The following is a 26746-nucleotide window of genomic DNA, read 5'->3' as shown; positions in this document are numbered from 1 at the left end:
ACTCCGTGAGGAAAATGGCCGTTTGCGTCATCGCGCAGGCGCGGCATCGCCCGCGTGCCCGCTTGTGTCGCGCGGGCACGTCCCGTGTTTTGTGATTGCGTGAAAGAACTGGCGGCTTATGTGTGGATTACGCGCCCCACACGTCCTTGAACACGCGCACCCAGTTCTCACCCATGATCTTGCGGATGCGCGACGCCTTCCAGCCCGCGCGCTCCATCGCCGCGGTCAGGTTCGGGAACTCGCCGATGGTCCGGATGCCTTCCGGGTTGATCACCTTGCCGAAATTGGTCAGGCGGCGATAACGGCCCTTGTCGTGCGTCAGCATGTCGAAGAACTCGGTGCTGTAGCCCTGCGTGAAGTCGGTGCCGATACCGACCGCGTCCTCGCCGACCAGGTTCACGACGTAGTCGATCGCTTCGATGTAATCGTCGACCGTCGCCTCGATGCCGCGCTTGAGGAACGGCGCGAACATCGTCACGCCGACGAAGCCGCCCGCATCGGCGATCTCCCGCAGCTGCGCGTCGCTCTTGTTGCGCGGATGCTCCTTGAGACCGGACGGCAGGCAGTGTGAATAGCAGACCGGCTTCTTCGAGAACGCGATTGCTTCGGACGACGTGTTGCCACCCACGTGCGACAGGTCGACCATGATCCCGACGCGGTTCATCTCGGTGATGACTTCGCGGCCGAAGTCGGACAGCCCGCCGTCGCGCTCGTAGCAGCCGGTGCCGACCAGGTTCTGGGTGTTGTAGCAGAGCTGCACCACGCGCACGCCCATGTCGGCGAACGCTTCGATATAGCCAAGGTTGTCCTCGAACGCGTGCGCGTTCTGGAAGCCGAGGATCACGCCGGTCTTGCCTTCCCGCTTAGCGCGCAGGATGTCGTCAGTGGTACGCACCAACGTCAGTAGCTCGGCGTTATCGCGGATCTGCTTTTTCATCAGTGCGATGTTGTCGACGGTCTTGGTGAAGTTCTCCCACACCGACACCGTACAGTTCGCCGCGGTGATGCCGCCCTTGTGCATGTCTTCGAACACCGAACGCTCGAACTTGGAGATATTCAGGCCGTCGATGATGATGCTGTCCTGATGCAGCGCGCTCATTGGTTGCTCCAGTCTTGTCGGTACGCGGTTCAGTAGATCGGGAAGCGTTCGCAAAGCGCGAAGATCTCGCGGCGCACGCGCTGTTCGGTGGCCTGGTCGCCTTCCGGGTTGGCGCGCAGCGCCTCGAACACTTCGAGGATCAGGCGGCCGATCTCGCGGAACTCCGTGACACCGAAGCCGCGGGTTGTCGCGGCCGGGGCGCCGAGCCGGATGCCCGACGTGATGGTTGGCTTCTCGGTATCGAACGGGATACCGTTCTTGTTGCAGGTGATGCCGGCGCGCTCGAGCGCCTGCTCGACCTGCGTGCCCTTCAGCCCCTTCGGCCGCAGGTCCACCAGCAGCAGATGGTTGTCGGTGCCGCCCGTGACCAGGTCGACGCCGCCCGCCTTCAGCACTTCGCCGAGCGCCGCTGCGTTGGCAAGCACGTTGTTGATGTAGGTCTTGAATTCCGGCTGCAGCGCCTCGCCGAAGGCGACCGCCTTGCCCGCGATCACGTGCATCAACGGGCCGCCCTGCAGGCCCGGGAACACGGCCGAGTTGATCTTCTTCGCGATCTCCTCGTCGTTGGTCAGCACGAAGCCGCCGCGCGGGCCGCGCAGGGTCTTGTGCGTCGTCGACGTGACCACATGCGCGTGCTCGACTGGGTTCGGATGACGGCCTGCGGCAATCACGCCGGCGATGTGCGCCATGTCGACCATCAGCTTCGCGCCGACGCTATCGGCAATCGCGCGGAAGCGGGCGAAATCCAGCTTGCGCGGATACGCGGAAAAGCCGGCGATGATCAGGCTCGGCTTGTGCTCGTGCGCAAGCGCTTCGACCTGGTCGTAGTCAATCAGCATCGTGTCGCGGTTCACGCCGTACTGCACGGCATTGAACCACTTGCCCGACAGTGCGGGCTTCGCCCCATGGGTCAGGTGACCACCTGCGTCGAGCGACATGCCGAGCACGGTGTCGCCCGGCTTCGTCAGCGCGAGCATGACCGAGCCGTTCGCCTGCGCGCCGGAGTGTGGCTGGACGTTGGCAAAGCCGGCGTTGAAGAGCTGCTTCACGCGCTCGATCGCGAGCGACTCAACCTGGTCCGCGAACTCGCAGCCGCCGTAGTAGCGTTTGCCCGGGTATCCTTCCGCGTACTTGTTGGTCAGCACCGAGCCCTGCGCTTCGAGCACGGCACGCGACACGATGTTTTCCGAAGCGATCATCTCGACTTGCGACTGCTGCCGCTCGAGTTCTTTCAGGAGTGCGCCGCGCACCAGCGCGTCGCGCTCGGCCAAGGGCTGCGAGAAGAATGACTGGGTGTTCGACATAGAGCTTCCGTGGGGGATTGAGATGGCTGCCTGACAGGCGGGACAGGCCCTGGTTGCCGGGTCTTCCTGCCTCGTCGGCGCAGCGTTGCCGACGGGTCTATTCTTGTCGTTCGGGTATTGGGTCGATTGATGAATTCAGACGCGTTCTTTTCCTTTTCCGCCATTCGCGTCCGATTTGCACAAGTCGGCCATGGGACGCACACGGGCAAGTGCAAAAAGGCGGATTCCTATCCCGTCACTCCTGCATGCTGCATTGCACTACGGTAGTGCCGCGTGCGGCAGCGCGAGTGCGGCGTGTCACGCATCCGGTGCAACACCGCTCGGCCCAAACGAGCTCAGCCCCCCAAACGTAGGGTTTCGCCGTATGGCACGTTTGTTGCGCCCGATTTATCACTAAAGCCGGAGACGGTAGCCAGGCTTCAGACCTGAACGCCATCAGAAATCAAGGAACGCCCCCATGTCGCCCGACCGAACCGCGTCGCTGTCCCACTTCGCCTTCATGCCGTTGCCCAACTTCACGATGATTGCGTTTACCAGCGCGATCGAAGTGCTGCGGATGGCAAACTACCTCAGCGGCCAGGAGCTGTACCGCTGGTCCATTGTCAGCCCGGAAGGCGGCCCGGTTACGGCGAGCAACGGATTGGCAATTGACACCATCCGCACCGACAGCATCGGGCGGCCGGACATCGTCTTCGTCTGCGGCGGCGTCGACGTGCAGCGCGCAACCACGTCGGACCACCTGTCGGCGCTGCGCCGCGCGGCGCGCGAGGGCATCGTGCTGGGCAGCCTGTGTACCGGCACCTACGCGCTGGCCAAATCCGGGCTGCTCGCCGGCTACGCCTGCGCCATCCACTGGGAGAACATGTCGGCGCTGAAGGAAGAATTTCCCGACACGCGCTTCCTCAAGGAACTATTCGTGATCGACCGCGACCGCATCACCTGCACGGGCGGCGTCGCGCCGCTCGACATGATGCTGAACCTGATCACCATCCGCGTCGGCAGCGCACGCGTCACGCAGATCGCCGAGCAGTTCATCGTCGAACATGTGCGCGACACGAGCGCGCAGCAGAAGATGCCGCTGGTCGCGCGCCTCGGCTCGGCGAACAAGTCGCTGTTCGAGGTGATTTCGCTGATGGAAAACAATATCGAGGAGCCGCTGTCGCGCGAAGAGCTCGCGCGTCTGGCGAGCATGTCGCAGCGGCAGCTGCAGCGCCTGTTCCGCGACCATCTCGGGATGACGCCGACGCATTACTACCTGACGCTGCGTCTGCGCCGCGCGCGCGAGCTACTGCTGCAGACCGACATGTCCATCATGCACATCACGATGGCGTGCGGCTTCCAGTCCGCGTGCCATTTCAGCAAGAGCTACCGCGACGCGTTCGGCGTCGCGCCAACGCGCGAACGCAGGCAGCAGATCGCACCGCTCGCAACGTCGCCAGGGCCTGTCAGGTCGGCGCAGTATTCTCCGGTGATGCATGCGTGACTCACGCGGCGCGCGTGGCGATGTTCGACACCCACGCCGCACCAATGAAGACGGGCGGCCCTTTATCGGCCGCCCGCTCCAGGTCCCGAACGACTGATCACGCCGCCGCCAGCATCCCGTGCGGATCGATGACGAATTTCCGTGGCGCACCGCCATCAAACTGCTTGTAGCCTTCCGGCGCCTGCTCAAGCGAGATCACGGACACGTTGACGATCTCCGCGATCGGCAGACGACCGTGCAGGATCGCCTGCATCAGGTTGCGGTTGTATTTGAGCACGGGTGTCTGCCCGGTATGGAACGAATGCGACTTCGCCCAGCCAAGGCCGAAGCGGATGCTCAGGCTGCCGTGCTGCGCCGCTGCGTCCTTGGCGCCCGGATCGTCGGTTACGTAGAGCCCCGGAATCCCGATCGCCCCGGCGGGCCGCGTAATTTCCATCAGTGAATTCAGCACCGTTGCCGGCGCCTCCTCCGCGTGGCCGGACGCGCCATGGCCGTGCGCCTCGAAACCGACGCAATCGACCGCGCAATCGATCTCCGGCGTGCCAAGGATCTCGGCGATCTGCTCGCCAAGTGTCGCGTCCTTGGACAGATCGACCACTTCGAAACCCATTGCCTTCGCGTGGGCGAGGCGCGCCGGGTTCATGTCGCCGACGATGGTGCATGCCGCGCCGAGCAGGCGCGCCGAAGCCGCCGCGGCCATGCCCACCGGACCCGCGCCGGCGATGTAGACGGTCGATCCGGGTTTCACGCCCGCAGTCACGGCACCGTGATAGCCGGTCGGCAAAATGTCCGACAGGCAGGTGAGATCGCGGATCTTCGCCATCGCCTGGTCGCGGTCGGGGAACTTCAGCAGGTTGAAGTCGGCATACGGGACCATCACGTACTCCGCCTGGCCGCCGATCCATCCGCCCATGTCGACGTACCCGTACGCCCCGCCCGCACGCGCCGGGTTGACGCTCAGGCATACGCCGGTGTGCTGCTCCTTGCACATCGCACAGCGCCCGCACGCGACATTGAACGGCACCGACACCAGATCGCCGATCCTCAGCGTCTCGACGTCGCGCCCGACCTCGATCACCTCGCCGGTGATTTCGTGACCGAGCACGAGACCGGCCGGTGCGGTCGTGCGCCCGCGCACCATGTGCTGGTCCGACCCGCAGATGTTCGTGCTCACGACCTTGAGGATCACGCCGTGGCCGATCGCACGGCCGCTTGGATCGACCATTTTCGGATAGTCGATCTTCTGCACCTCGACCTTGCCCGGCTCAAGATATACGACACCTCGGTTGCTGCTCATCGCTTTGTCTCCATCAATCGTTGAAGCGTGCCGCGGCGCGCCAATCGGCGCGCGGCATGCGCGGCCGCGCCTTCGAGAGTAGTCCGGGACACCGGGGCGCCTGTGTGCAAAATCCGACGCGCGCTTGAACGTCGCCGACATCGGAGCTTGCGCCAGCTATACCGCGCTCGCCGCGTGCATCCTGAGCGGAGCCGCACCGCTCAGCCCCGATGACGGTTTCACACAAGGCGGCGACGGTTTTTCCCCAGATCGGCGGTCGATTACCGCGTCTACTTAAGATTCGGGCCTTCAGGCAACCTGATTCGAGGCCCTTACTTTTTCCAAGGACGCCATGTCAATCCCATCCCCCATTTCCGCGCGCGCGAACGCCGCCGCCCGGCTCGAACGTCTGCCGTTTTCCGGCTACCACAAGCTGATCTTCATCATCATCGCCGTCGCGTTCTTCTTCGACTCGGTCGACCTTGCCACGATGACCTTCGTACTAGGTTCGATCAAGCAGGAGTTCGGGTTGTCCACCGCGACGACCGGCCTGGTCGCCAGCGCCAGCTTCTTCGGGATGGTGCTCGGTGCGGCGCTCGCCGGCCTGCTCGCGGACCGCTTCGGGCGCCGGCCCGTGTTCCAGTGGAGCATGGTGCTGTGGGGCGTGGCGTCATATCTGTGCTCGACGGCGCAAAGTGTCGAGGCGCTGATCGCCTGGCGCGTCCTGCTGGGGATCGGCATGGGCATGGAGTTCCCGGTCGCGCAGACGCTGCTGTCAGAATTCGTGCCCACCGCGAACCGCGGGCGCCTGATCGCACTGATGGATGGCTTCTGGCCGCTGGGCTTCATCACGGCAGGCGTCGTTTCCTACTTCGTGCTGCCGCAGTTCGGCTGGCGCACCGTGTTCGCGCTGCTCGCGATCCCGGCTGTGTTCGTACTGATCGTGCGCCGCCTCGTGCCCGAATCGCCGCGCTGGCTCGAACATGCGGGCCGGCACGCCGAGGCCGACGCAGTGATGCGCGACATCGAAGCCAGGGTGATGCGCTCCGCCGGCGTCTCGACGCTGCCTCGGCCTTCACAGCAACTGATGGCCGCGCCGGTGCGCGGGCGCGGCGCGTTGCGCGAGATCTGGAGCGGCGCATACCGCCGCCGCACGACCATGGTGTGGCTGCTCTGGTTCTTTGCGCTGCTCGGCTTCTACGGCCTGACGTCCTGGCTCGGCGCGCTGCTGCAGCAGGCCGGTTTCGCGGTCACGCAATCGGTGTACTACACGGTGCTGATCTCGCTCGGCGGCATACCGGGCTTCCTGTGCGCCGCGTGGCTGGTCGAGCGCTGGGGCCGCAAGCCCACCTGCATCGCGTCGCTGCTCGGCGGCGGCACGATGGCGTACCTGTACGGGCAGAGTGCGATGTACGGCGGCAGTGTCACGCTGCTGGTCGGCACCGGCCTGGCGATGCAGTTCTTCCTGTTCGGCATGTGGGCAGTGCTGTACACGTACACGCCGGAACAGTACGGCACCGGCGCGCGCGCGACGGGATCCGGCTTCGCGTCGGCAATTGGTCGGATCGGCTCGCTGATCGGGCCCTATGTGGTTGGCGTGGTGTTGCCGGTGTTCGGCCAGGGCGGCGTGTTCACGCTCGGCGCGATCTCGTTCGCGGTAGCGGCACTCGCGGTGTGGGTGCTTGGCATCGAGACCCGTGGCGTCGCGCTGGAAGCGCTGGCGTCGGACGACGCGTCCGCTGAAACTGCCGGCTATCCCGCAGTCGCGGACAAGACTTCCTGACCTGTTGGCCTGATTCTGCCGCGAGTCGCAGTCGCGACTCGCGGCAGAACCGCAATGGATTGGACTCAGAACTTGTGGCGAATCGCAGCACGCACCTGGAACTGCCTCGCCGTCGATGAGGCGTTCGCCGCCCCGGGCAAGTCAGCCAGGTCCAGTGCGGTGCCGGTCTTGTCGCCGGCGACGCGCTGGTAGGCGGCCTGGAGATAGACGTCCGTGCGCTTCGAGAAGTTGTAATCCGCCATCAGGCCGAAGGAATGAACCTTCGGCTTCGCGTCACCGGAGGACGCGCGGAAGTTCTCCAGCGTGAGCGTATACAGTGCACCGGCGTAGAAAGCGGGCGTGAACTGGTACTTGAAATTCACTTCCAGGTTCTGGAACCGGAGCGAGTCCAGGGTACCGCCGGCCGGCAGGATCGAGCCGGAGATGTACGAGGTGGACTGCGGCGCGGTCAGATTCGAATTGGAGTAGGCGAAGCCGGCCGTCGCCGCGCCGAACGTGTAGTTGATGCCGGCACCGAATATGCGCAAACGCCTGGCAAGGAAGTTCTGGTCGCCGCCGTTATTGATGGCGCCCCCTGACGTGGCCGACGGGTTGTCCGCCTGCAGATAGGCCGCCGCCAGCAACAGGCCGCCGCTCGCGTACTGCATCCCCGCGCTGTACTGGCGGTTGTTGGCAAAGTTGGTGTCGTTGCTGAAGCTGTAGGCGCCGCCGAACTGGAACCCGCCAAGGGTGGGACTTGTGTACTTGACGGTATTGTTGACGCGGAACGAGTAGATCAGGTTGTCGTTGTCGTAGGGGTGCCCGAACATGGTGCCCCCCCAATTCCCGGCAACGGTCGTCGGCGCCAGGTAGTCGATCACCGAGTCATACTGGCGCCCCAGCGTGACCGTCCCCAGGCGATCATCACCAAGCCCGACGTAGGCTTGCCGGCCGAACAGCAATCCGCCCTGCGCCGACCTGCCGTTGCTCGCATTGAAGCCGCTCTCGAGCTGGAACAGCGCCTTGACGCCGCCGCCAAGGTCTTCCGTCCCCTTCAGGCCCCAGCGGCTGCCTTGCGCGAAGCCGCTTGCCAGTTCGGTCAGGTGCTCGCCGCCGACGTTGTTGGTGTAGTTGACGCCTTCGTCGATCACGCCGTACAGCGTGACGCCGCTTTGGGCAAAGGCAGACGCGGAAAACATCAGCGCCATGACCGGGCCCGCAGTCGCTCCCTTTTTCATTGGATTTTCTCCTCGTATAAACATGACTCGCGCTGCCGCCACGCCGATCGGTGCGGCATGCGCGGCAGTATCTACGAGAGTAGTCCGGGAGGCCGGCCAACCTATGTCCAATACCGACACGCGTTTGCACGGCGCCGACATGGCCCGGGCAACGCTCAGGCCGCCTTCCCGCTGCGCCTGAGGTAATCGGCGCGTGTCCATTCCAGCGCGACGCCGACGCGTTGCGTGCCGGGCCGGATCTTCGGCTTGTGCACGGCAAGCGTCAGCGTGTCGAGCGCCGGCCATTCGCGAAATGACAGCTCGGCGATCTCGGCCACCAGGGTCTCGAGCAGGCGCGTATGCGGCTTGTGCGCAAGAAACGCGGCGAGGCGCGCACAATAGCCGTCGTAGTCGATCCACTCGCCGTCCTCCCTCGGCTCGTGGCGATAACCCAGGCGCGCGTCGATCACGATCGGCTGCGGTGCTTCGTGCTCGTGCGGATGGATGCCGATCCGCACCGGCACCGCCAACGCATCGATAAACACACTCCAGCCCCGGCCCGGCAGCAGTGGCCCATCGAGCCCGGCGAGTGGTGCGCTGAACGCGTTGTCGACCGGCTTCATGATGTCAACGGCGCCGCGGCGTCGAGCAAGATGCGGCAGAAATAATCGGCGAAGCTGCGGCGCAGGACGACCTCGAAGCGGTCGACGCCGGTCGGCACCAGCACGATCGACGCCTTGAAGTAGTGGCTCTGCGCGCACTGGCCCGGCTTGAACACGCGCGGATGCAGGTCGAGCGGGCAGCCGCGCGCCAGTACGTCGCGTACGCGCCCGCCGCTGATCTCGACGACCGTGTAGCCGCTGCCGACGTCGACCGCCGCCGCGTACGCGCCGGCGATCGCCTGGGCGAGCTTAGGCTCGAGCACGCCCGCCGGCACCGGCTCGTTCGACCGCACCAGCCACTCGTCGGGGCCGAGCCACAGCACGTCATACGCGGCGCCGCGCGCGACCGCATTCGGTGCGGCCGGCGGAGAGCAGCCCACCACACCCTCGAACGCATTGACGAAAGCAGGGTCCGAGAGATCGCCCCGCACGTTGACGAGATCAAGGAAGGCCCGCTCGCGCATCACGAAGTGTTTCGACGCACGCGCCTGGTGCGCGTTCAGCAGATCGGCTGCGCCGATGAACGGCGACTCGAGTCGCACGCCGCGCTTGCGCGCATCAGACGCCGGCACGTCTGCCACCGGCGTAGCGATATTCGATTCATTCCACATTCTGGCGCACCCCTTCCGTATCGTAGAAAACCGGGCTCGAGATCTTCGCGGCCACGCGCCGGCCGTCGGCCAGCGGAATCGCCACGCTCTCGCCCATCTTGCCCAGGCCGCCCTTCACCACGGCGAGCGCGATCGAGCGCTTCAGGATCGGGCTGTAATAGCTCGACGTCACGTGGCCGAGCATCGGCGTCGGGTCGGTCGTCGACACCTGCGTGTCCGGCGCGATGATCTGCGCGCCCTCCGGCAGCACGAACTGCGCGTCGTCGGTCAGCAGGCCGACGAACTGCTTGCGGCCTTCCTTCGCGGTATCCGAACGCGTCAGCGAGCGCTTGCCGAGGAAGTCCTTCGACTTCGCCACGACTCCGCCCATGCCGAGATCGTACGGCGTGATCGAACCGTCCGTGTCCTGGCCGACGATGATGTAGCCCTTCTCCGCGCGCAGCACGTGCATCGTTTCAGTGCCGTACGGCGTGATGTCGAACTCGGCCCCCGCGGCCATCAGCGCTTCCCACACCGCGCGCCCGGCGTTCGCGGGCACGTTCACTTCGTACGCCAGCTCGCCCGAGAAGCTGATCCGCATCACGCGCGCCTTCGCGCCGGCGACGGTGCCGTTCCGATAGCTCATGAACGGGAAGGCCTCGTTGCCGAAGTCGATGTCATCGCAGACCTTGCGCAGTACCTTGCGGCTCTTCGGGCCGACCACCGCGAAGGTTGCCCAGTGATCGGTCACCGACCCAAGCCGCACCTTCATGTCCGGCCACTCGGTCTGCAGCCAGCGCTCGAGCCAGGTCAGCACGCGCGCGGCGCCGCCGGTCGTGGTCGTCATCATGAAATGCTGCTCGCCGAGCCGCACCGTGACGCCGTCGTCGAACACCATGCCGTTCTCGTCGAGCATCAGGCCATAGCGGCACTTGCCGACTTCGAGCTTGTTCCACGGGTTGGTGTACATCCAGTTCAGCAGCGTCACCGCGTCCGGTCCCTGGATGTCGATCTTGCCGAGCGTCGATGCATCGAGGATGCCGACGCTGTTGCGCACCGCGAGGCATTCGCGCTTCACCGCCGCATGCAGGTCCTCGCCCTTCTTCGGGAAGTACCACGGCCGCTTCCAGTTGCCGACGTCCTCGAACAGCGCGCCATGCTCGACGTGCCATTCATGGATGCAGGTCTTGCGCACCGGGTCGAGGAAGTCGCCGAGCTCGCGCCCCGCCAACGTGCCGAACGTGACCGGCGTGTAGTTGGGGCGGAACGTCGTCGTGCCGGTGTCGGGAATCGACTTGCCGAGCGCCTGCGCCAGGATCCCCATGCCGTTGATGTTGCCGAGCTTGCCCTGGTCGGTGCCGAAACCCATCGCGGTGTAGCGCTTCACGTGTTCGACCGACTCGAAGCCTTCGCGCGCGGCGAGCAGGATGTCTGATGCGGCCACGTCATTCTGGAAGTCGACGAACTGCTTCGGCCCGCGCGCGGCGGCCTCGTGGCTGCCGACGAGCCACAGCGGCAGCAGTGCGCCTTCGACGATGGCTGCCACCTTTGGCGCGGCGGGGCGCTTGGCGTTACTGAAGCCAGCAGCCTTGGCAGCGGCGGCCCCCGCTTCGATCGCGAGCGGCAGCGCCTGCGCCAGGCTGAACTCGCCCGCCGCCGCGCCAACGCTCACTTCGGCTTGCATCGACTTGCCCGGCACGAAGCACACCTTCTCATCGTTCCACCGGGCCTTGCCGCCCGATTGCGCGAACAGGTGAAGCACCGGGCTGAAGCCGCCCGACATCGCGACGAGATCGCACGGGATCGTCGACAGCTTGCGGCCGGTCTTGCCGTCCGCATAAGCCGCCACGTCGATCGACGTGACGTGCCACTTTCCGGATGCGGCGGTCACCACCGCGCCATTCAGCACGGTCAGGCCCTGCCGCTTCGCGGCGGCCGGCAGCGCGCCATTGGTCGATGCGCGCGCATCGACGACCGTCACCTTGGCGCCGCACGCCTTCAGGTCCAGCGCCGCCTGGTAGCCGCGATCGTTGTTGGTGAACACGACCGCGTCGCGTCCCGGCAGCACGCCGTAGCGATGGATGTAGGTCGACACCGCCGACGCGATCATCACCCCCGGCAGGTCGTTGTTGCCGAACACCAGCGGACGCTCGTGCGCGCCGGTTGCGAGAATCACCCGTCCTGCACGGACCTTCCACAGCAGCTCGCGCGTGCCCTGGCGCTTCGCTGCCGGCAGGTGGTCGGTGAGACGCTGCGTCACCGTCACGAGGTTGTGATCCTGATAGCCGAAGGCGGTGCTGCGCGACAGGATCGTCACGTCCGGCAGCTTGCGCAGTTCAGCCGCGATCTGCTCGACCCACTGCAGCGCAGGCTTGCCATTGATCTCGGTGCGCCCGGAAAGCAGGCTGCCGCCAAGCTCGCACTGATCGTCGACCAGGATCACGCGCGCACCGGATACTGCCGCCGCATGCGCTGCCGCGAGGCCCGTCGGGCCGCCGCCAACCACCAGCACGTCGCAGTGCGCGTAGCACTTGTCATAGCGATCGGCGTCGCGCATGTCGGGCGCCTTGCCGAGACCGGCCGCGTGGCGGATCTTCTCTTCGTACTTCGGCCACATCTTGCGCGGCCACATGAATGTCTTGTAGTAGAAGCCCGCGGGCATGAAGCGCGCAAACTTCTGGTTAACCGCCATGCGATCGCGTTCGAGATCGGGCTCCGCATTCACGCTGGTCGCCACGAGCCCGTGATACAGCTCGACTTCCGTCGCGCGCGCGTTCGGCACCGTATACGCGCCGCGCTCGAGCTGCACCACGGCATTCGGCTCGGCGACGTCCGCCGTCACGATGCCACGCGGGCGGTGATACTTGAAGCTGCGCGCGACAAAGCGCACGCCGTTGGCGAGCAGCGCCGACGCAAGCGTGTCGCCCTGGAACCCCTGATACGTGCGTCCGTTGAACGTGAAGGTCAGCGGAACCGCGCGATTGATGCGGCCACCGGTGCCGAGACGGTCTTTCTGGCTCATTTCTTGCCCCCTACTTGCGGTGCTTCATGCGGTGCGTTGGCGCCGGGCTGGCCGAAGGTCTCGTAGCCCTTGATGTCATAGGTGACCGTATCGCGCTCCGCCTTGAACCAGCGGCGGCAGCCCTGGGCGTGGATCCATTGCTCGCGATGCGTGCCCCGGGTATTGGTGCGCATGAACAGGTAGTCCCCCCATTCGCGGTCAGACAGCTTCTCGGTCTCGAGCGGGCGCGCGATGTCGGCCTCGCCGCCGCACGAGAATTCGGATTCGGCGCGCGGGCCGCACCATGGACATTCGATCAGCAACATTTCTTTCTCCTGGTGGCGTTCAGTGCGCGACGGCGGCGGCGCCGTGCTCATCGATCAGGTGGCCGGTATAGAATCGGTCGAGCGCAAACGGCGCGTTCAGCGGATGCGGCTGGTCGCGCGCGATCGTGTGCGCGAACACCCAGCCCGAGCCCGGCGTCGCCTTGAAGCCGCCGGTGCCCCAGCCGCAGTTGAAGTAAAGGCCCTTCACGTCGGTCTTGCTGATGATCGGGCAGGCATCCGGCGACACATCGACGATGCCGCCCCACTGGCGGTTCATGCGCACGCGCGAGAACACCGGGAACATCTCGACGATCGCCTGCAGCGTCCCTTCGATGACCTGGAAGCTGCCGCGCTGACCGAAGCCGGTGTACTGGTCGATGCCCGCGCCGATCACCAGGTCACCTTTGTCGGACTGGCTGATATAGGCGTGCACCGCGTTCGACATGATCACCGAGTTGACCACCGGCTTGATCGGCTCCGACACCAGCGCCTGCAGCGGATGGCTCTCGATCGGCAGGCGCACGCCCGCCATGTCGGCGAGCGTGGTCGTGTTGCCGGCCGCGACCACTGCGACCTTCTTCGCCTTGATAAAGCCCTTCACCGTGTCGACACCGACGACCGCGCCGTGATCGCGCCGGATGCCGGTCACCTGGCAGTTCTGGATGATGTCGACACCGGCCCGATCGGCGCCTCGCGCGAAGCCCCACGCGACCGCGTCGTGCCGGGCGACGCCGGCGCGGCGCTGGATCGACGCGCCAAGCACGGGATAGCGGCTGTTCAGGTTGATCGTCGGTTCGATCTCCTTGATCTGCTGCGGCGTCAGGAACTCTGCGTCGACGCCGTTCAGGCGGTTGGCGTTCACCCGGCGCTCGGTGTCGCGCACGTCCTGCAGCGTGTGCGCCAGGTTCATCACGCCGCGCTGGCTGAACATCACGTTGTAGTTCAGGTCCTGCGACAGCCCTTCCCACAGCTTCATCGCCTTTTCATAGAGCGCGGCGGACTCGTCCCACAGGTAGTTCGAGCGCACGATGGTGGTATTGCGCGCGGTATTACCGCCGCCGATCCAGCCCTTCTCGAGCACGGCGACGTTGGTGATCCCGTGCTCCTTCGCGAGGTAGTACGCGGTCGCGAGACCATGCCCGCCGCCGCCGACGATCACCACGTCATACTCGCGCTTTGGCTCCGGGCTCTTCCATTGCTTCTCCCAGTTCTGGTGGTAAGACAGGCCGTTGCGGAACAGACTGAATATCGAATAGCGGCTCATTTCGTGGACCCCTTCCTTAGCATTCAATGACGTTCACGGCCAGACCGCCGCGCGACGTCTCCTTGTACTTCGTCTTCATGTCGGCGCCGGTCTCTCGCATCGTCTTGATCACCGAGTCCAGCGACACATAGTGCTGGCCGTCGCCCTTCAGCGCCATGCGCGATGCGTTGAGCGCCTTGATCGCTCCCATCGCGTTGCGCTCGATACATGGGATCTGCACCAGCCCACCGACCGGATCGCAGGTCATCCCGAGGTTGTGCTCCATGCCGATTTCGGCGGCATTCTCGACCTGGTCGGGCGTGCCGCCCATCACCGCAGCGAGCGCGGCCGCGGCCATCGAGCACGCAACGCCGACCTCGCCCTGGCAACCGACCTCGGCGCCCGAGATTGACGCCGTCTCCTTGTAGATCAACCCGATTGCGGCCGCTGTCAGCAGGAACTCGACAATGCCGTCGTCAGTCGAGCCCGGCACGAACTTCACGTAGTAATGGAGCACCGCGGGGATCACGCCGGCCGCACCGTTGGTCGGCGCCGTAACGACGCGGCCGCCCGCCGCGTTCTCTTCGTTGACGGCCATCGCGTACAGGTTGACCCAGTCAAGCATCGACAGCGGATCGCGCAGCGATTCCTCGGAACGCGCGCGCAACCGGTTGTAGAGCCCGGCCGCGCGCCGTTTCACGCGCATCGGTCCGGGCAGCTCCCCCTCGACCTTGCAGCCACGCTCGACGCAGGCAGCCATCGTCTGCCAGATCGCCAGCAGCCCGGCGCGCACGGAATCGGCCGGGCGCAGCGCACATTCATTGCGAAAGATCAGTTCGGCGATCGACAGCCCGCTGTCGCGGCACGCCTGGATCAGGTCGGCGCCGGTGCGGAACGGATACGGCACGTCGGCCGCCGCTCGCGCACCATTCACGCGATCGCCATCGCGATTGACCACGAACCCACCGCCGATCGAGTAGTACTCCTTTTCCACGAGCAACTGCCCCTGCTCGTCGAACGCCTGGAAGCGCATGCCGTTCGAATGCACGACGCTGCCTGTACTGCTCATCAGACGGCGAAAGAAGCCGATGTGCTCCTTCTCGTCGAAGCCGATCTCATGCTTGCCAAGCAGCAACAAGCACTTGTCCTTGCGGATCTGCGCGAGGCGCGGTTCAATAACGTCCGGGTCGATCCGGTCTGGCAAGCGCCCCTCAAGCCCAAGGAGCACCGCCTTGTCGGTGCCGTGGCCCTTGCCGGTTGCGCCGAGCGAACCGTACAGTTCCGCCCGCACGCGGCGCACGAAACCGAGCAGGTTCGCATCCTCAAGGTGCGATGCGAAGCGGCATGCGGCGATCATCGGGCCGACCGTGTGCGAACTCGATGGACCGATGCCGATTTTGAACAGGTCGAAAACGCTGACATTCATCTTGCTGCCTCTTTGCTCTTGCCTGGTAGGTGTCGTCAGTACATCAAAGCGCAGAGTTTGCCGATAGAACAAAAGCGGCATCAACGTGGGACACCGCCGCCAGGCGCTGGTCCAGACAGGCCGGAAGTTCGCTTTGGCGATGATTCGCGTCGGAAAAAGGCAAGTCCGCGGCATGCGGATCGGCGACGCTGGCTGTTATGGAGCCACGTCGTGCAGGCAGGCGGCGAGGGCTGCAGGGATGCCGTACGCATCACCGGCGTTCGCTACCGATACGCCGCCGCCCCGCAACCCAGATCCGCCCGCGTGCGCGAGCCTCTTGAGATGGATGCAGCCATGACAACCGACGTTCCCATTTCCCCTGTCGCCGAGCCGGCGCCACGGCGCGTCCGCTTCGGCATCGTGCTGCTGCCGAACTTCACGCTGACCGCGTTTTCGGGTTTCGTCGACATGCTGCGGCTGTCGGCGGACGATGGCGACTACAGCAAGCCGGTGCGGTGCGTCTGGAGCGTGATCGGAAACACACTCGCGCCGGTACGCGCGAGCTGCGGGATCCAGGTCGCGCCGTGGGAGACCTTCGACGACGCGGAGCCATTCGACTACGTGGTCGTGGTCGGCGGGCTACTGCACTCGGGACCACAGGCCGGACCTGAGACGCTTGACTTCATCCGTCGCGCGGCGGGCGGCGGCGCGACGATCGTCGGCATCTGCACCGGCGTATTTGCGCTGATGCGCGCGGGCGTGCTCGAGGGGCACCGCGCCTGCGTCAGTTGGTTCCACTACTGGGATTTTATAGAGCGCTTCCCGTCGGTGGATGCGGACCTGCTGATTGCCGACCGGCTGTTCGTGATCGACCGCCGGCGCATCACCTGCTCGGGCGGGCGCGCCTCGATCGACGTCGCCGCCGCCATCCTGCTGCGCCACTTCGATCACGCCACCGTACAGAAGGCGCTGCGGATCCTGCTCGTCGGCGAGATGCAAAAAGGCAATGCGCCGCAGCCGCATCCGCCCGGCCTCGAGCCCGCGACGCACCCAAAGGTCAAGCGCGCGATTCTGCTGATGGAGCAGCACGTCGGCCGGGCGCTCCCGCTTGAAGCGCTCGCCTGCAAGCTCGACATGTCGCCACGCCAGCTCGAGCGCCTGTTCAAGGCGGAGACCGGCAAGAGCCCGCAGGCATTCGCCAAGCATGTGCGGCTACGAACCGCTGCGTGGTTGTTAACGAGCTCGGACCGCACAGTCGTCGACATCGCGTTGAGCTGCGGCTTTGCTGACGCATCACACCTCGGCCGTGACTTTCGCAAGCAGTTCGGCGTACCGCCTGCAGCGTACCGCGACCAGGGTATACATCCGGCCGAGTCGACGCCGACCGATGACGATGCCGACGAGATCTCGGCGCTCACCGAAAACGAAAATGAAAGCGAGTGTTGAACTTGCGCATCATGTAGTTTCATTGATGATGAAATTACGTCGCTCGGCGTTCCAGTACCCCTGATCGCTATTACGGCCGTCGGCCAACATGCGTCAGTCTTCGGACAAGTGCACGCCCACCGGACCATCACGATCGTCGGTCCAGCTATAGTTTGGCGCCATGAGCTTATATCGATAGGAGAGATCAATGAAAACACACGCAGCAGTTGCCTGGGGTGCGGGAAAACCGCTAACGATCGAAGACGTGGACCTGGAGGGCCCCCGTGCCGATGAAGTGCTGGTGGAAATCAAGGCCACCGGCATCTGCCACACCGACTACTACACGCTGTCCGGCGCCGATCCGGAAGGCATCTTTCCCGCAATCCTGGGCCACGAGGGCGCGGGCATCGTCACCGACGTGGGCCCCGGCGTGAGCTCGCTCAAGCCCGGCGACCACGTGATCCCGCTTTACACACCGGAATGCCGCCAGTGCAAGTTCTGCCTGTCGCGCAAGACCAACCTGTGCCAGGCGATCCGCGCCACCCAGGGCAAGGGCCTGATGCCGGACGGCACCTCGCGCTTCTCGATCGACGGCAAGCCGATCTTCCATTACATGGGCACCTCGACCTTCGCCAACCACATCGTGGTGCCGGAGATCGCGCTGGCCAGGATCCGCCCGGATGCGCCGTTCGACAAGGTCTGCTACATCGGCTGCGGCGTCACCACCGGCGTGGGCGCGGTGCTGTTCACCGCCAAGGTGGAAGCCGGCGCCAACGTGGTGGTGTTCGGCCTGGGCGGCATTGGCCTGAACGTGATCCAGGCAGCCAAGATGGTGGGCGCCGACAAGATCATCGGCGTGGACCTCAACCCTGGCCGCGAAGCCATGGCGCGCAAGTTCGGCATGACCCACTTCATCAACCCGAAGGACATGGAGAACGTGGTCGACCACATCATCCAGCTGACCGACGGCGGTGCCGACTACTCCTTCGAATGCATCGGCAACACGCAGGTCATGCGCCAGGCGCTGGAGTGCTGCCACAAGGGCTGGGGCAAATCGATCATCATCGGCGTGGCCGAGGCCGGCGCGGAGATCTCCACGCGACCGTTCCAGCTGGTGACGGGGCGCGAGTGGAAGGGCTCGGCCTTTGGCGGCGCGCGCGGGCGCACCGATGTGCCCAGGATCGTCGACTGGTACATGGAAGGCAAGCTCAATATCGACGACCTGATCACGCATACGCTGCCGCTGGAGCGCATCAACGAGGGCTTCGACCTGATGAAGCGCGGGGAGTCGATCCGCTCCGTGGTGCTGTACTGAGGCCGGCGCGCAGCGCTTTGCCGCCGAGCACGGCCTGATGCTTTGCCGGTCCTGACCCACGTGGTGAACTAAGCACTGACCTCGACACGAGCCAGGTCGGAGGACACAGGACATCACTTCGGTCCGCCGTTTGGCCGGGCAACCGCCCGGTGGGGGTTCCGCAACGCCCGGGCGGCCTGAAGAACTGAGCACGCTCCGACCAGGAGCGAGCGCCACACGCAAGCGCACCGCATCTCGTTCGACGGGCCCTGCCCGCCTTGATAAGATCTAATCGTTGACCGTCGCTGGCCCCATCAGGGGGACAAGCCCCATGCGCTGCGCAAGGTGCGGGTTCGAGAATCCGGCAGGCGCCAAATTCTGTGAGGAATGTGGCGCCAAGCAGGTGCGCGTCTGCCCGGCCTGCGGGCAAGAGGCGGCTGCCAGCGCCAAGTTTTGCAGCGAATGCGGCACGCCGCTGGGCGCCCCCGCTGCTTCAAGCGCGGCCCCCCGTGCCACGGCAACTGCGTCCAGCACCCCCATCGACTACACCCCTCCCTATCTGGCCGAGCGCATCCTGGCGGCGCAGGCAGAGATGGAAGCCCGCGGCCCGGCAGACGGCGAGCGCAAGATGGTCACCGCGCTGTTCGCGGACATGGCCGGCTCGACCGCGCTGATCCACGACCTCGATCCCGAAGACGCCCGCCGCCTGATCGACCCGGTGCTGGCGCTGATGATGGAGGCCGTGCATCACTATGAGGGTTATGTGGCCAAGTCGATGGGCGATGGCATCCTGGCGCTGTTCGGCGCGCCAATCGCGAACGAAGACCATCCGCAGCGGGCCTTGCTGGCGGCGCTGCGCATGCAGGAGGCCATGCGCCGTTACGCCGACGGGGTGCGTCTGGCCCAGGGAATCGCGCTGCAGATCCGCGTTGGCATCAACTCCGGCGAAGTGGTGGTGCGCACGATCCGCATCAAGGATTTGCACACCGACTACGACCCGGTGGGCAATTCGATCCATATTGCTTCGCGCATGGAGAGCATCGCAGTGCCCGGCTCGATTGTCGCAAGCGAACACACCCGCAACCTGACCGAAGGCTATTTCGCGTTCAAGGCCCTCGGAGAAACGCCGATCAAGGGGCTGCCCAGGCCGCTCGAGGTCTTTGAAGTCGTCGGCCTCGGCCCGCTGCGCACCCGGCTGCAGGTGTCGGCCAGCCGCGGGCTGGCGCGCTTTGTCGGGCGTACCCGGGAACTCGAACTGCTGCAAGAAGCGCGGGCACGGGCACGGGCCGGACATGGGCAGATCGTCGGCGTGGTCGGCGAGCCCGGGGTCGGCAAGTCGCGGCTTTGCCACGAGTTCAAGCTGCTGGCGCCGCGCGATTGTCTGGTGCTCGAAACCTTCTCGGTTTCGCACGGCAAGGCCTACCCCTATCTGCCACTGATCGAGCTGCTGCGGAACTACTGCCAGATCACGGCGCAAGATGATGAGCGCAGGCGGCGCGAGAAGCTCACTGGCAAGCTCCTGACGCTGGACCGCGCGCTGGAAGACAGTCTGCCTTATCTTTGCCACCTGCTGGGGGCCGTCGAGCCGGGCTCGGCGCTGGCGCAGATGGACACCCAGATCCGCCAGCAGCGTACTTTCGAAGCGATCAAGCGGCTGCTGGTGCGCGAGAGTCTGGCCCAGCCGCTGGAGCTGATCGTCGAGGATCTGCAGTGGCTCGACAGTGAGACCGAGGCCTTCCTCGACTTTCTCGGCGAGAGCGTGCCCAGCGCACGCATCCTGCTGCTGGTCAATTTCCGGCCGGAATACCGGCACGACTGGAGCCGCAAGAGCTATTACATCCAGCTACGCCTGGATCCCCTTGGCGAAGCCGAATCTCGGGACCTGCTGCGCGCGCTGCTGGGCGATGCCACCGGACTTGCCCAGCTCGAGCAGTTGATCCTGGAGCAGACCGAAGGCAACCCCTTCTTTATCGAAGAAGTGGTGCAGGACCTGGTCGAGGGGCGGGTCCTGCACGGCGAGCGCGGGCATTATCGTCTCGAGCAGATCCCGGGCAAGCTGCACATCCCTGCCACCGTGCAGGGGGTGCTCGCCGCCCGCATCGACCGCCTGCAGCCAGCGGAGAAAGCACTGCTGCAGACCCTGGCCGTGATCGGCAAGATATTCCCCTGGAGCCTGCTTGCACGCGTCGTCGAGCAACCCGAGGACAAGACGAAGAGCCTGCTGGCCCGGCTGCAGGCAGGGGAGTTCATCTACGAGCAGCCGGCGTTCCCGGAGGTGGAGTACAGCTTCAAGCATGCGCTGACCCAGGAGGTGACCTACGGCTCCCTGCTGAGCGAGCGGCGTCGTGCGTTGCATGAGCGCACAGCCCAGGCGATCGAGAGCCTGTTCAGTGCTCAGCTCGAGGAACACTGCAGCGAGCTGGCCTATCATTTCAGCCGCAGCGGCAACACACTAAAGGCGGTGGAGTACCTGCACCGCGCCGGGCGCCAGGCCGTGCAACGCTCGGCTGACGCCGAGGCGGTCACCCACCTCACCATGGCACTGACCTTGCTCGCAACGCTACCCGATGCGCCCGAGCGCGCGCGGGAAGAACTCGCAGTCCAGCTCACCCTCGGCCCGGCCCGGATGGCCAACAAGGGCTTCGCTGCCCCGGAAGTGGAGGCAACCTACTCGCGGGCGCTCGCGCTGTGTCGGCAGCTCGGGGAGACGGTCCAGCTGTTCCCTGCCCTGCTCGGACTGCGCACCTATTACACGGTCCATGCCGAACTCCGGACCGCGCGCGAGCTGGCGGGGCAACTGCTTGCGCTGGCAAAAGAGGCGCAGGACCCTGCGTTGCTGGTCCAGGCGCATCGGGCGTTAGGCGCCAATTTGTCCTATCTCGGCGAACTGGCTCCCGCCCGTGCACAGCTGGAGCAGGCCATGGCTCTCTATGATCCAAGGCAGCACCGGTCGCATGGCTTCATTTATGGATTGGAACCCGGCGTACAGGGGCTGGCGCTGATTGCCATGGACCTGTGGTTGCTCGGCTATCCGGATCAAGCCTGGGCGCGTAGCCAGGAAGCGCTCAACTTGATCCAAACCCCTGCCCATCCTTCGGACTCGGCCGATGCCCTGTTGGCCGCCGCAGAGGTCCGACTGCTGCGCGGAGAAGTGCAGCCGGCACAGGATCTCGCACAGGCACTCGTCGCTCTCGCAACCGATTACGGCCTGCCGTACGGGTTGGCTTGCGGAACCATCCTGTCGGGCAGTGCACTGGCTGCAAATGGACACGTGGAGGAAGGGATAGATCTCATTCAAAAAGGCCTAAGCGCATACCGCGCAACCGGGGCCGAACTTCTGCGAACCCATTTCCTGGCGCTGCTGGCTGAAACCTGTGCCAGAGCGGGGCAAGTTGAGGCAGGGCTTGCGGCAGTGGCCGAGGCGCTGGCCACAGTGGAACGAACCGAAGAGCGGATGCACGAAGCAGAGTTGCACCGGATCAAGGGAAAACTGACGCTGCTGGGAGCGGGGCGAGTGGGCGAAGCGAACGAGGACGCCCGTGAAGCCGAAGCCTGCTTCCAGCGGGCGATCGCGATCGCTAGCAGGCAGGATGCCCGATCGCCAGAGCTCCGCGCAGTAGTAGCGCTGAGCCGCTTGTGGCAGCAGCAGGGCCGGCATGCCGAGGCCCGCTCCTTGCTGTACGAGACCTACGGCTGGTTCAGCGAAGGGTTCGACACAGTGGACTTGCGGGAGGCCCGCGCGTTGCTCGTCAAACTCGGGGAACAGTGAACCCATCGCCCGCGGGATAGCTCGCGTTTGGTAACGGTCCCACACACTTCGGCGCTCGACAGCAGGCACGGGTACTGTCAATTGCCTCTCTGACTCCTTCCGTCAATCTATGGATGCTAGCCCGTCCCCTGCGTACATTTGAACTGCGGCAACGTCGGCATCGCGGCCATTACTTCATGTCAGCCGCGCAGCCCACGGAAACGGGTCATATAGGACTGTACGTTGTCACCTGAAGGCAACGGGCATGACCGATTTTCAACTCAAATGCCCCTCTGTTTTTTCGTGGATTCGGAGGCGATTGAAGCAAATTTGACACGCTATAGAACACCATCCCTAGCTTTCCAAAGGGAGAATAGCACTCAGTTCATCTTGCTCATGGGCTCGTGCTACGAGGTAGCGCCCATCCCCGAAGACGAGCGGCCTGTGCTCGGACCGTTCCAGGCGGATAACTCGTCCGATATAAATGACATGATCGCCTTCAGGATGGGCGGAAACCTTCACGCATTCCAAGTTTGCTGCGCATGAACTAATGATGGGAACGCCTCCTAAACCAGATCGAAATGTTATATTGTGAAATTTGTCGTCGCTAGCAGTCGAAAATTGTCTGGATATCTGAATTTGATGCTCTGAGAGGATATTTACTACGAACCGCTCGGCATCCCGAAACGCGGTGTAGCTCCTTGATGAAAGGGATTGGCTCCATAGGATTAAGGGTGGATTCAGTGAGACAGAACTGAACGAATTGACGGTCATTCCGCACGCCCTTCCGGTGGCGTCCAACGTGGTCATCACAGTCACCCCTGTGGGAAAAGCACCCAACGCCTTGCGCAGAGCCAGGCCATCAATCTGTTTCATAACATATCCTTTCAGGCTGCACTGGGGTCCACCGCGCAAAATTCGCCGGCCTTAATCCGTGCCGACACCGCACGATATCCAATTTCGATGTCGAATATTACTGGTTGCGGACCTGCCTAGAGCCATTCGTGCAGCATCAATTGCCTTGATGGCCCCCATGGAATTGCGTTCAATACAGGGATGCTGTGCAAACCCCTCCACCGGGTCGCAGGTTATGTCAAGGTTGTGCGCCAATGCGATCTCCACTGCGTTCTCGATCTGTTCGTTGCTACCGCCAAGCACCGCGGCAAGACCCGCAGCTGCCATCGAGCACGCCACCCCGACTTCGGCCCCACATGGCGACACGCCGTCCCTATAAATAATGCCTATTGCCGTAGCGGTTAATAGGAAATCCACCACACCATCCTCATTAGCTCCGGGTACGAACTTACGGTAGTACCGCAGCACAGCAGGAATTACGCCCGCAGCGCCATTTGTCGGAGCGGTCACGCTTCGGCCGCCCGTGGCATGTTCCTCGTTGACCGCCATCGCGTATAGGTTGACCCAGTCGCGCATCAACAACGGGTCACGTAGAGACCCCTCACCGCGCTTAGATAGCTGCTGATACTGCTCGGCAGCACGGCGCCGCACCCGAATCGGACCGTGCAATTCGCCACCGATTGAGCAGGCTCGCGCGATGGAAGCGTCCATGGCACCGGCAATTGCCAGTAGCCCGGCGCGAATGTCATAGGTGCTTCGCCAGCATTTCTCATTCTCGAGCACCAGGTCGGCAATGGTGCGCCCTGACCCCTTGCACATCTGCAATAGTTCCTCGCCGCTCCGAAAGGGGTAAGGAATCGGGTGCTCGTCGACCGTCTGCACATTTAAGTGGCAAGCCGCGATCATGGGGCCCACGGCGTGCGAACCAGAGGACCCGATTCCAACTTTGAAGATATCAAATGTGCTGACGGACATACTGTCCTCGACCATCCCTGCAGTACCAGTTCCGATCGCTCCGAACGGAGCACCGTCCGCCCTAGGGCGTGTCACTAGTACATCAAATCTTGCAGATTTGGAAATAGAACCGGTGCGTCGTCACATTAGGACATTCTCGCCAATGCGGGACTCCGGCAGCTCTTCTCAGTAGGAAGTGTTAAGCACTTGCGTGTTCAGACGCCGGAGATGCTCTTCCAGTACTTCGGCCACACCCATTGGCATTGCGGTGTACGCGTCGTGTCCGCAGACATGCATCACCGGATTATCCTTGCCCATATTCTTCGCGAGCACCTTGGAGGCAAACGACAGGCCGGTCGCTTCTTCCTTCACCGGGAGCGCGTCCATGTCGGCGCGCAGCGCATAGTGTTCGACCAGGTATGTGCCAATCACGTGTCCGAGTTGATCGATAAACAACCTGCTGGCGCCTTCAGGCCGCGCGAGCGCGGGTAAGAGTGCGTGGGCGAGATGGGCCAGCACGGCGTCCGTCTGCGCCGCGGCATATCGCAGTTCAAGACCTGCTGGGCAGCCGAGTTCTAGCGCTGTACGCTCCATGAAGGGGCGCGGCAGTTGAATGGCCGGTTTGGCAGATTCGTGAGTAGATGTGGAGAGTCGCATGGCCAGGTAGTCATGATCGTCGCGCCGATCCAAACACGACCGGGCGACCTTGCGCTACTGAAAATACCATTGACGCTGGCAGCTCGAAAAGCGCCCGCCTTCCTGCAGTCAAACGACTGCTTGGAGAACATACTATCATCGCCGACCACGAAGGAATTAAGGCTGCTGACCGACACGCTCTCGGGCATCAGCGTCGGCACGTGCGTCCGGCCGTCGATCCATGCATCGACCATGTCGGCCCACTCCTGCAGCATGTGGCGCCGCTGGTCTGCGTACTCGGCCTTGTTGTAGACGGAGCGCGACGAACGTCCCTCCTCGTGCGCCAGGCACTTCTCGATCCAGTCGCGGTTGAAGCCGACCTCATTCAGCAGAGTCGAGCCGGTACGGCGCAGGTCGTGGACGGTGAACGGCTCCAGCGGCAGGCGCGCTCGGCCAAAATCTGCGTGACCCGGTTCAAAGTCGCCTTCGACATGCAGCGGTCGGCGTCGTAGCGCGATCGCAGGACAAACCTGGAGCCTGCCGTGCAGGCGGGTGGCGCGACGAAGATGTCTGGTGCCCGGTGCGACAGGTATCCGGCCTCTTTCGCCGCCTGATGCTGCCAATCAACGCCAGAAGTTTGGATGCAGCCAGGCGAAAAAAAGCCCGCAGAATTGCGGGCTTCGATCACTCACTGCCTGTCACTGCCAAGTGGTGCCAGAAAATGCACCAAAATACGGCTCACTCCCACTCCATCATCAACAGGCCCGCCCAAACCCGCGTGGTTAAAGGGATTGGCGGTGATCGACTTGGGGCCTTACCGTCGCTTTTGCCGTCAACCGCGCAGGGCATTTGCTGGCGCGGGAGATGGAACGATTTGCGGGGCGACGACTCTGGCGACCGGCCGCAGTGGGCGCGGGAAACGGCGATTGGCTAGCCGATGGTGGGGGTCTCTTCACGGCTGCGCGCCGTGGATCGCCGGCCTGGCGTTTGGCGCCACGTTCTGCGGGGCGGCCACCGGCGCCACGCTAGCCGTTTTTCCGCCGCGCGGAGCTGGAGGGCTGGGTAGCGCCGCGCTTGCGTGGCCTGTTGGCGGCCGCGGCCTTTGCCGGGAGATCTTCTGGCGTGGCTTCGGCCTTGCCGTGTCCATTGGCCGGCACCACTGGCCGCGCCGGCTCGGCACCGGCGATGCGCCGCTCGCGCAGATGGGCCTTGGCGCGCTGCAGGCCTGCCGCGACCGTATCGGCGCGTTCCAGCGCCACGCCGGCCGCGAGCACGTCACCCAGCACCAGGTGGCTGATGCGTGAAGTCATCGGCGTATAGACCTCGCTGTCTTCCTCCACGTCGGAAAACACGCAGACATCCGCCAGCCTGCCCAGCGGCGACCCGCTGTGCGTGATCGCGAGCACGCTGGCGCCGCTGCTGCGTGCCAGCGTGGCGGCGGTCAGCATGTCCCAGGTGCGGCCGCTGTTTGAAACCAGCACGGCGACGTCGCCGGGGCCGAGCAGTGCCGCCGACATGCAGAACACATGCGGGTCGGAATAGGCCACGGTGGGCATGCCCAGGCGGAAGAACTTGTGCTGGATGTCCAGCGCGACGATGCCGGAATTGCCGCAGCCATAGAACTCGATGCGCCGCGCACCGGCCAGCAGCCGGATGCCATGCTCGATCTGGTCGACCGAGAGCGCGTTGCGCACACTCATCAACGTGGCAATGGTGCGGTCGAAAACCTTGCCGGCGATATCGGCGGGGCGGTCATGGGCCTCGACGTCCTGGTGCACAAAGGGCATGCCGCCGCCCACGTTCTGCGCGAACTGCAGCTTGAATTCGCGGAAGCCGTCATAGCCCAGCGCGGCGCAGAAGCGCGCGATGGTGGGCTGCGAGACGCCAGCGCGCTCGGCTAGCTCGGGCATCGACAGCCGGATCACGGCGGCGCCATGCCTGGCGATGTAGTCCGCCAGGCGGCGTTCTGAGGGGCGGAGCGTGTCGTAGACGGCGAGGATTCGTTCGCGCATGGCGGCATGGCAGTGAATTCAAACTCTTAGAATGTAGAGATTCTACACCTGTTGGCGAGACATCGCGCCCGAAGTCGTGCACGGCCGGCTTTCAGGGTTTTCCATTATTCCTTGCATTTACGAGCCATTTTGATACCTAACCCTATCGACGGAGCGCTCACCGTCGATATAATGTAGAAACTCTACATGCCATTGCGCACCCGTGCTGCGCCGTCGCCGAGTCCACAAGGAACGTCTTCGCCATGCCCATCGCCGTCCATGCCGAGCTGTTGGCCGTCACCGAACGCATCGCCGCGCGCAGCCGCGCCAGCCGTGCCGCCTACCTTGCCCGCTGCGAGCGCGCGCAGGCTGAACTGGGCCCGTTGCGCGGCATGTCCTGCGCCAACCTGGCGCACGGCTTTGCCGCACTGCCGGCCAACGACAAGCTGAAGCTGCGCGTCGACCATGCCCCCAA

The 26746-nt window shown here is 64.5% G+C and carries 17 protein-coding genes and 4 pseudogenes; 6 read left to right on the top strand and 15 right to left on the bottom strand.

Annotated features, from left to right (window positions below):
- Positions 1 to 127: 127 nt before the first annotated feature.
- Positions 128 to 1099, bottom strand: coding sequence for a membrane dipeptidase (locus tag ACW4E8_RS14610; RefSeq protein WP_436224979.1), 972 nt, complete (start codon positions 1097 to 1099; stop codon positions 128 to 130).
- Positions 1100 to 1128: 29 nt separating this feature from the next.
- Positions 1129 to 2403: a serine hydroxymethyltransferase gene (locus ACW4E8_RS14605; RefSeq protein WP_456805138.1), complete on the bottom strand. Its 1275-nt coding sequence runs from the start codon at positions 2401 to 2403 to the stop codon at positions 1129 to 1131.
- A gap of 457 nt (positions 2404 to 2860) precedes the next feature.
- Between ACW4E8_RS14605 and ACW4E8_RS14600 the strand changes: the two genes are divergently transcribed.
- Positions 2861 to 3886 carry a GlxA family transcriptional regulator gene (locus ACW4E8_RS14600; protein WP_456805137.1) on the top strand — a complete coding sequence of 342 codons (1026 nt, stop codon included), beginning with the start codon at positions 2861 to 2863 and terminating at the stop codon, positions 3884 to 3886.
- A gap of 97 nt (positions 3887 to 3983) precedes the next feature.
- Here ACW4E8_RS14600 and fdhA read toward each other — a convergent pair whose 3' ends face one another.
- Positions 3984 to 5183 carry a formaldehyde dehydrogenase, glutathione-independent gene (fdhA, locus tag ACW4E8_RS14595; RefSeq protein ID WP_211982209.1) on the bottom strand — a complete coding sequence of 400 codons (1200 nt, stop codon included), beginning with the start codon at positions 5181 to 5183 and terminating at the stop codon, positions 3984 to 3986.
- Between the two features lie 331 nt (positions 5184 to 5514).
- Between fdhA and ACW4E8_RS14590 the strand changes: the two genes are divergently transcribed.
- Entirely contained in the window at positions 5515 to 6945 is a 1431-nt protein-coding gene (locus ACW4E8_RS14590) for an MFS transporter (protein ID WP_456805136.1), read from the top strand.
- Between the two features lie 65 nt (positions 6946 to 7010).
- Here ACW4E8_RS14590 and ACW4E8_RS14585 read toward each other — a convergent pair whose 3' ends face one another.
- From ACW4E8_RS14585 to ACW4E8_RS14555, 7 genes are all read right to left on the bottom strand, one after another.
- Positions 7011 to 8162: a porin gene (locus ACW4E8_RS14585; protein ID WP_456805135.1), complete on the bottom strand. Its 1152-nt coding sequence runs from the start codon at positions 8160 to 8162 to the stop codon at positions 7011 to 7013.
- A 155-nt stretch (positions 8163 to 8317) separates the two neighbouring features.
- Positions 8318 to 8764 carry a dihydroneopterin aldolase gene (locus tag ACW4E8_RS14580; protein WP_456805134.1) on the bottom strand — a complete coding sequence of 149 codons (447 nt, stop codon included), beginning with the start codon at positions 8762 to 8764 and terminating at the stop codon, positions 8318 to 8320.
- Positions 8761 to 9414, bottom strand: coding sequence for a sarcosine oxidase subunit gamma (locus ACW4E8_RS14575; protein ID WP_456805133.1), 654 nt, complete (start codon positions 9412 to 9414; stop codon positions 8761 to 8763). Before ACW4E8_RS14575 ends, ACW4E8_RS14580 begins: the two co-directional genes overlap by 4 nt.
- Complete coding sequence (locus ACW4E8_RS14570; protein WP_456805132.1) at positions 9404 to 12415, bottom strand: sarcosine oxidase subunit alpha family protein; 3012 nt, start codon at positions 12413 to 12415, stop codon at positions 9404 to 9406. The genes ACW4E8_RS14575 and ACW4E8_RS14570 overlap by 11 nt, the downstream gene beginning before the upstream one ends.
- On the bottom strand, positions 12412 to 12720 hold the full coding sequence (locus ACW4E8_RS14565) for a sarcosine oxidase subunit delta (protein ID WP_456805131.1): 309 nt from the start codon (positions 12718 to 12720) through the stop codon (positions 12412 to 12414). The genes ACW4E8_RS14570 and ACW4E8_RS14565 overlap by 4 nt, the downstream gene beginning before the upstream one ends.
- A 19-nt stretch (positions 12721 to 12739) precedes the next feature.
- Positions 12740 to 13984 (bottom strand): sarcosine oxidase subunit beta family protein, encoded by a 1245-nt coding sequence (locus tag ACW4E8_RS14560; protein ID WP_456805130.1) that lies wholly within the window; start codon positions 13982 to 13984, stop codon positions 12740 to 12742.
- 16 nt (positions 13985 to 14000) lie between these two features.
- A complete protein-coding gene (locus ACW4E8_RS14555) occupies positions 14001 to 15389 on the bottom strand; it encodes an L-serine ammonia-lyase (RefSeq protein ID WP_456805129.1) in 1389 nt (462 codons plus the stop codon).
- 333 nt (positions 15390 to 15722) lie between these two features.
- On the opposite strand from ACW4E8_RS14555, the gene ACW4E8_RS14550 reads away from it, so the two are divergent.
- From ACW4E8_RS14550 to ACW4E8_RS14540, 3 genes are all read left to right on the top strand, one after another.
- Positions 15723 to 16814: a GlxA family transcriptional regulator gene (locus ACW4E8_RS14550; protein WP_456805128.1), complete on the top strand. Its 1092-nt coding sequence runs from the start codon at positions 15723 to 15725 to the stop codon at positions 16812 to 16814.
- A 187-nt stretch (positions 16815 to 17001) separates the two neighbouring features.
- Positions 17002 to 18108, top strand: a complete 1107-nt coding sequence (locus ACW4E8_RS14545; protein WP_456805127.1) for an S-(hydroxymethyl)glutathione dehydrogenase/class III alcohol dehydrogenase — start codon at positions 17002 to 17004, stop codon at positions 18106 to 18108.
- 310 nt (positions 18109 to 18418) lie between these two features.
- Complete coding sequence (locus ACW4E8_RS14540; protein ID WP_456805126.1) at positions 18419 to 21856, top strand: adenylate/guanylate cyclase domain-containing protein; 3438 nt, start codon at positions 18419 to 18421, stop codon at positions 21854 to 21856.
- Between the two features lie 333 nt (positions 21857 to 22189).
- Here ACW4E8_RS14540 and ACW4E8_RS14535 read toward each other — a convergent pair whose 3' ends face one another.
- From ACW4E8_RS14535 to ACW4E8_RS14515, 5 genes and pseudogenes are all read right to left on the bottom strand, one after another.
- On the bottom strand, positions 22190 to 22711 hold the full coding sequence (locus ACW4E8_RS14535; RefSeq protein ID WP_456805125.1) for a flavin reductase family protein: 522 nt from the start codon (positions 22709 to 22711) through the stop codon (positions 22190 to 22192).
- 102 nt (positions 22712 to 22813) lie between these two features.
- Positions 22814 to 23665 (bottom strand): annotated as a pseudogene (locus tag ACW4E8_RS14530) (L-serine ammonia-lyase, iron-sulfur-dependent, subunit alpha); the annotation flags it as partial.
- Positions 23666 to 23860: 195 nt separating this feature from the next.
- Positions 23861 to 24046: pseudogene (locus ACW4E8_RS14525) on the bottom strand (M20/M25/M40 family metallo-hydrolase); the annotation flags it as partial.
- Positions 24047 to 24453: 407 nt separating this feature from the next.
- Positions 24454 to 24872, bottom strand: a pseudogene (locus ACW4E8_RS14520) (tyrosine-type recombinase/integrase); the annotation flags it as partial.
- Positions 24873 to 25305: 433 nt separating this feature from the next.
- A complete protein-coding gene (locus ACW4E8_RS14515; RefSeq protein WP_456805124.1) occupies positions 25306 to 26292 on the bottom strand; it encodes a MurR/RpiR family transcriptional regulator in 987 nt (328 codons plus the stop codon).
- A gap of 242 nt (positions 26293 to 26534) precedes the next feature.
- Between ACW4E8_RS14515 and ACW4E8_RS14510 the strand changes: the two are divergent.
- A pseudogene (locus ACW4E8_RS14510) lies at positions 26535 to 26746 on the top strand (phosphogluconate dehydratase); the annotation flags it as partial.

It is taken from the genome of Cupriavidus sp. CP313, assembly GCF_054072015.1.
The sequence above is the reverse complement of the archived record's forward strand: the minus strand, read 5'-3'. Positions and strand labels throughout refer to the sequence as shown.

Coding starts and splice junctions, on each gene's coding strand:
- ACW4E8_RS14610 (WP_436224979.1), bottom strand. CDS start 1,099: ATGAGCGCGCTGCATCAGGACAGCATCATCATCGACGGCCTGAATATC.
- ACW4E8_RS14605 (WP_456805138.1), bottom strand. CDS start 2,403: ATGTCGAACACCCAGTCATTCTTCTCGCAGCCCTTGGCCGAGCGCGAC.
- ACW4E8_RS14600 (WP_456805137.1), top strand. CDS start 2,861: ATGTCGCCCGACCGAACCGCGTCGCTGTCCCACTTCGCCTTCATGCCG.
- fdhA (WP_211982209.1), bottom strand. CDS start 5,183: ATGAGCAGCAACCGAGGTGTCGTATATCTTGAGCCGGGCAAGGTCGAG.
- ACW4E8_RS14590 (WP_456805136.1), top strand. CDS start 5,515: ATGTCAATCCCATCCCCCATTTCCGCGCGCGCGAACGCCGCCGCCCGG.
- ACW4E8_RS14585 (WP_456805135.1), bottom strand. CDS start 8,162: ATGAAAAAGGGAGCGACTGCGGGCCCGGTCATGGCGCTGATGTTTTCC.
- ACW4E8_RS14580 (WP_456805134.1), bottom strand. CDS start 8,764: ATGAAGCCGGTCGACAACGCGTTCAGCGCACCACTCGCCGGGCTCGAT.
- ACW4E8_RS14575 (WP_456805133.1), bottom strand. CDS start 9,414: ATGTGGAATGAATCGAATATCGCTACGCCGGTGGCAGACGTGCCGGCG.
- ACW4E8_RS14570 (WP_456805132.1), bottom strand. CDS start 12,415: ATGAGCCAGAAAGACCGTCTCGGCACCGGTGGCCGCATCAATCGCGCG.
- ACW4E8_RS14565 (WP_456805131.1), bottom strand. CDS start 12,720: ATGTTGCTGATCGAATGTCCATGGTGCGGCCCGCGCGCCGAATCCGAA.
- ACW4E8_RS14560 (WP_456805130.1), bottom strand. CDS start 13,984: ATGAGCCGCTATTCGATATTCAGTCTGTTCCGCAACGGCCTGTCTTAC.
- ACW4E8_RS14555 (WP_456805129.1), bottom strand. CDS start 15,389: ATGAATGTCAGCGTTTTCGACCTGTTCAAAATCGGCATCGGTCCATCG.
- ACW4E8_RS14550 (WP_456805128.1), top strand. CDS start 15,723: ATGACAACCGACGTTCCCATTTCCCCTGTCGCCGAGCCGGCGCCACGG.
- ACW4E8_RS14545 (WP_456805127.1), top strand. CDS start 17,002: ATGAAAACACACGCAGCAGTTGCCTGGGGTGCGGGAAAACCGCTAACG.
- ACW4E8_RS14540 (WP_456805126.1), top strand. CDS start 18,419: ATGCGCTGCGCAAGGTGCGGGTTCGAGAATCCGGCAGGCGCCAAATTC.
- ACW4E8_RS14535 (WP_456805125.1), bottom strand. CDS start 22,711: ATGAAACAGATTGATGGCCTGGCTCTGCGCAAGGCGTTGGGTGCTTTT.
- ACW4E8_RS14515 (WP_456805124.1), bottom strand. CDS start 26,292: ATGCGCGAACGAATCCTCGCCGTCTACGACACGCTCCGCCCCTCAGAA.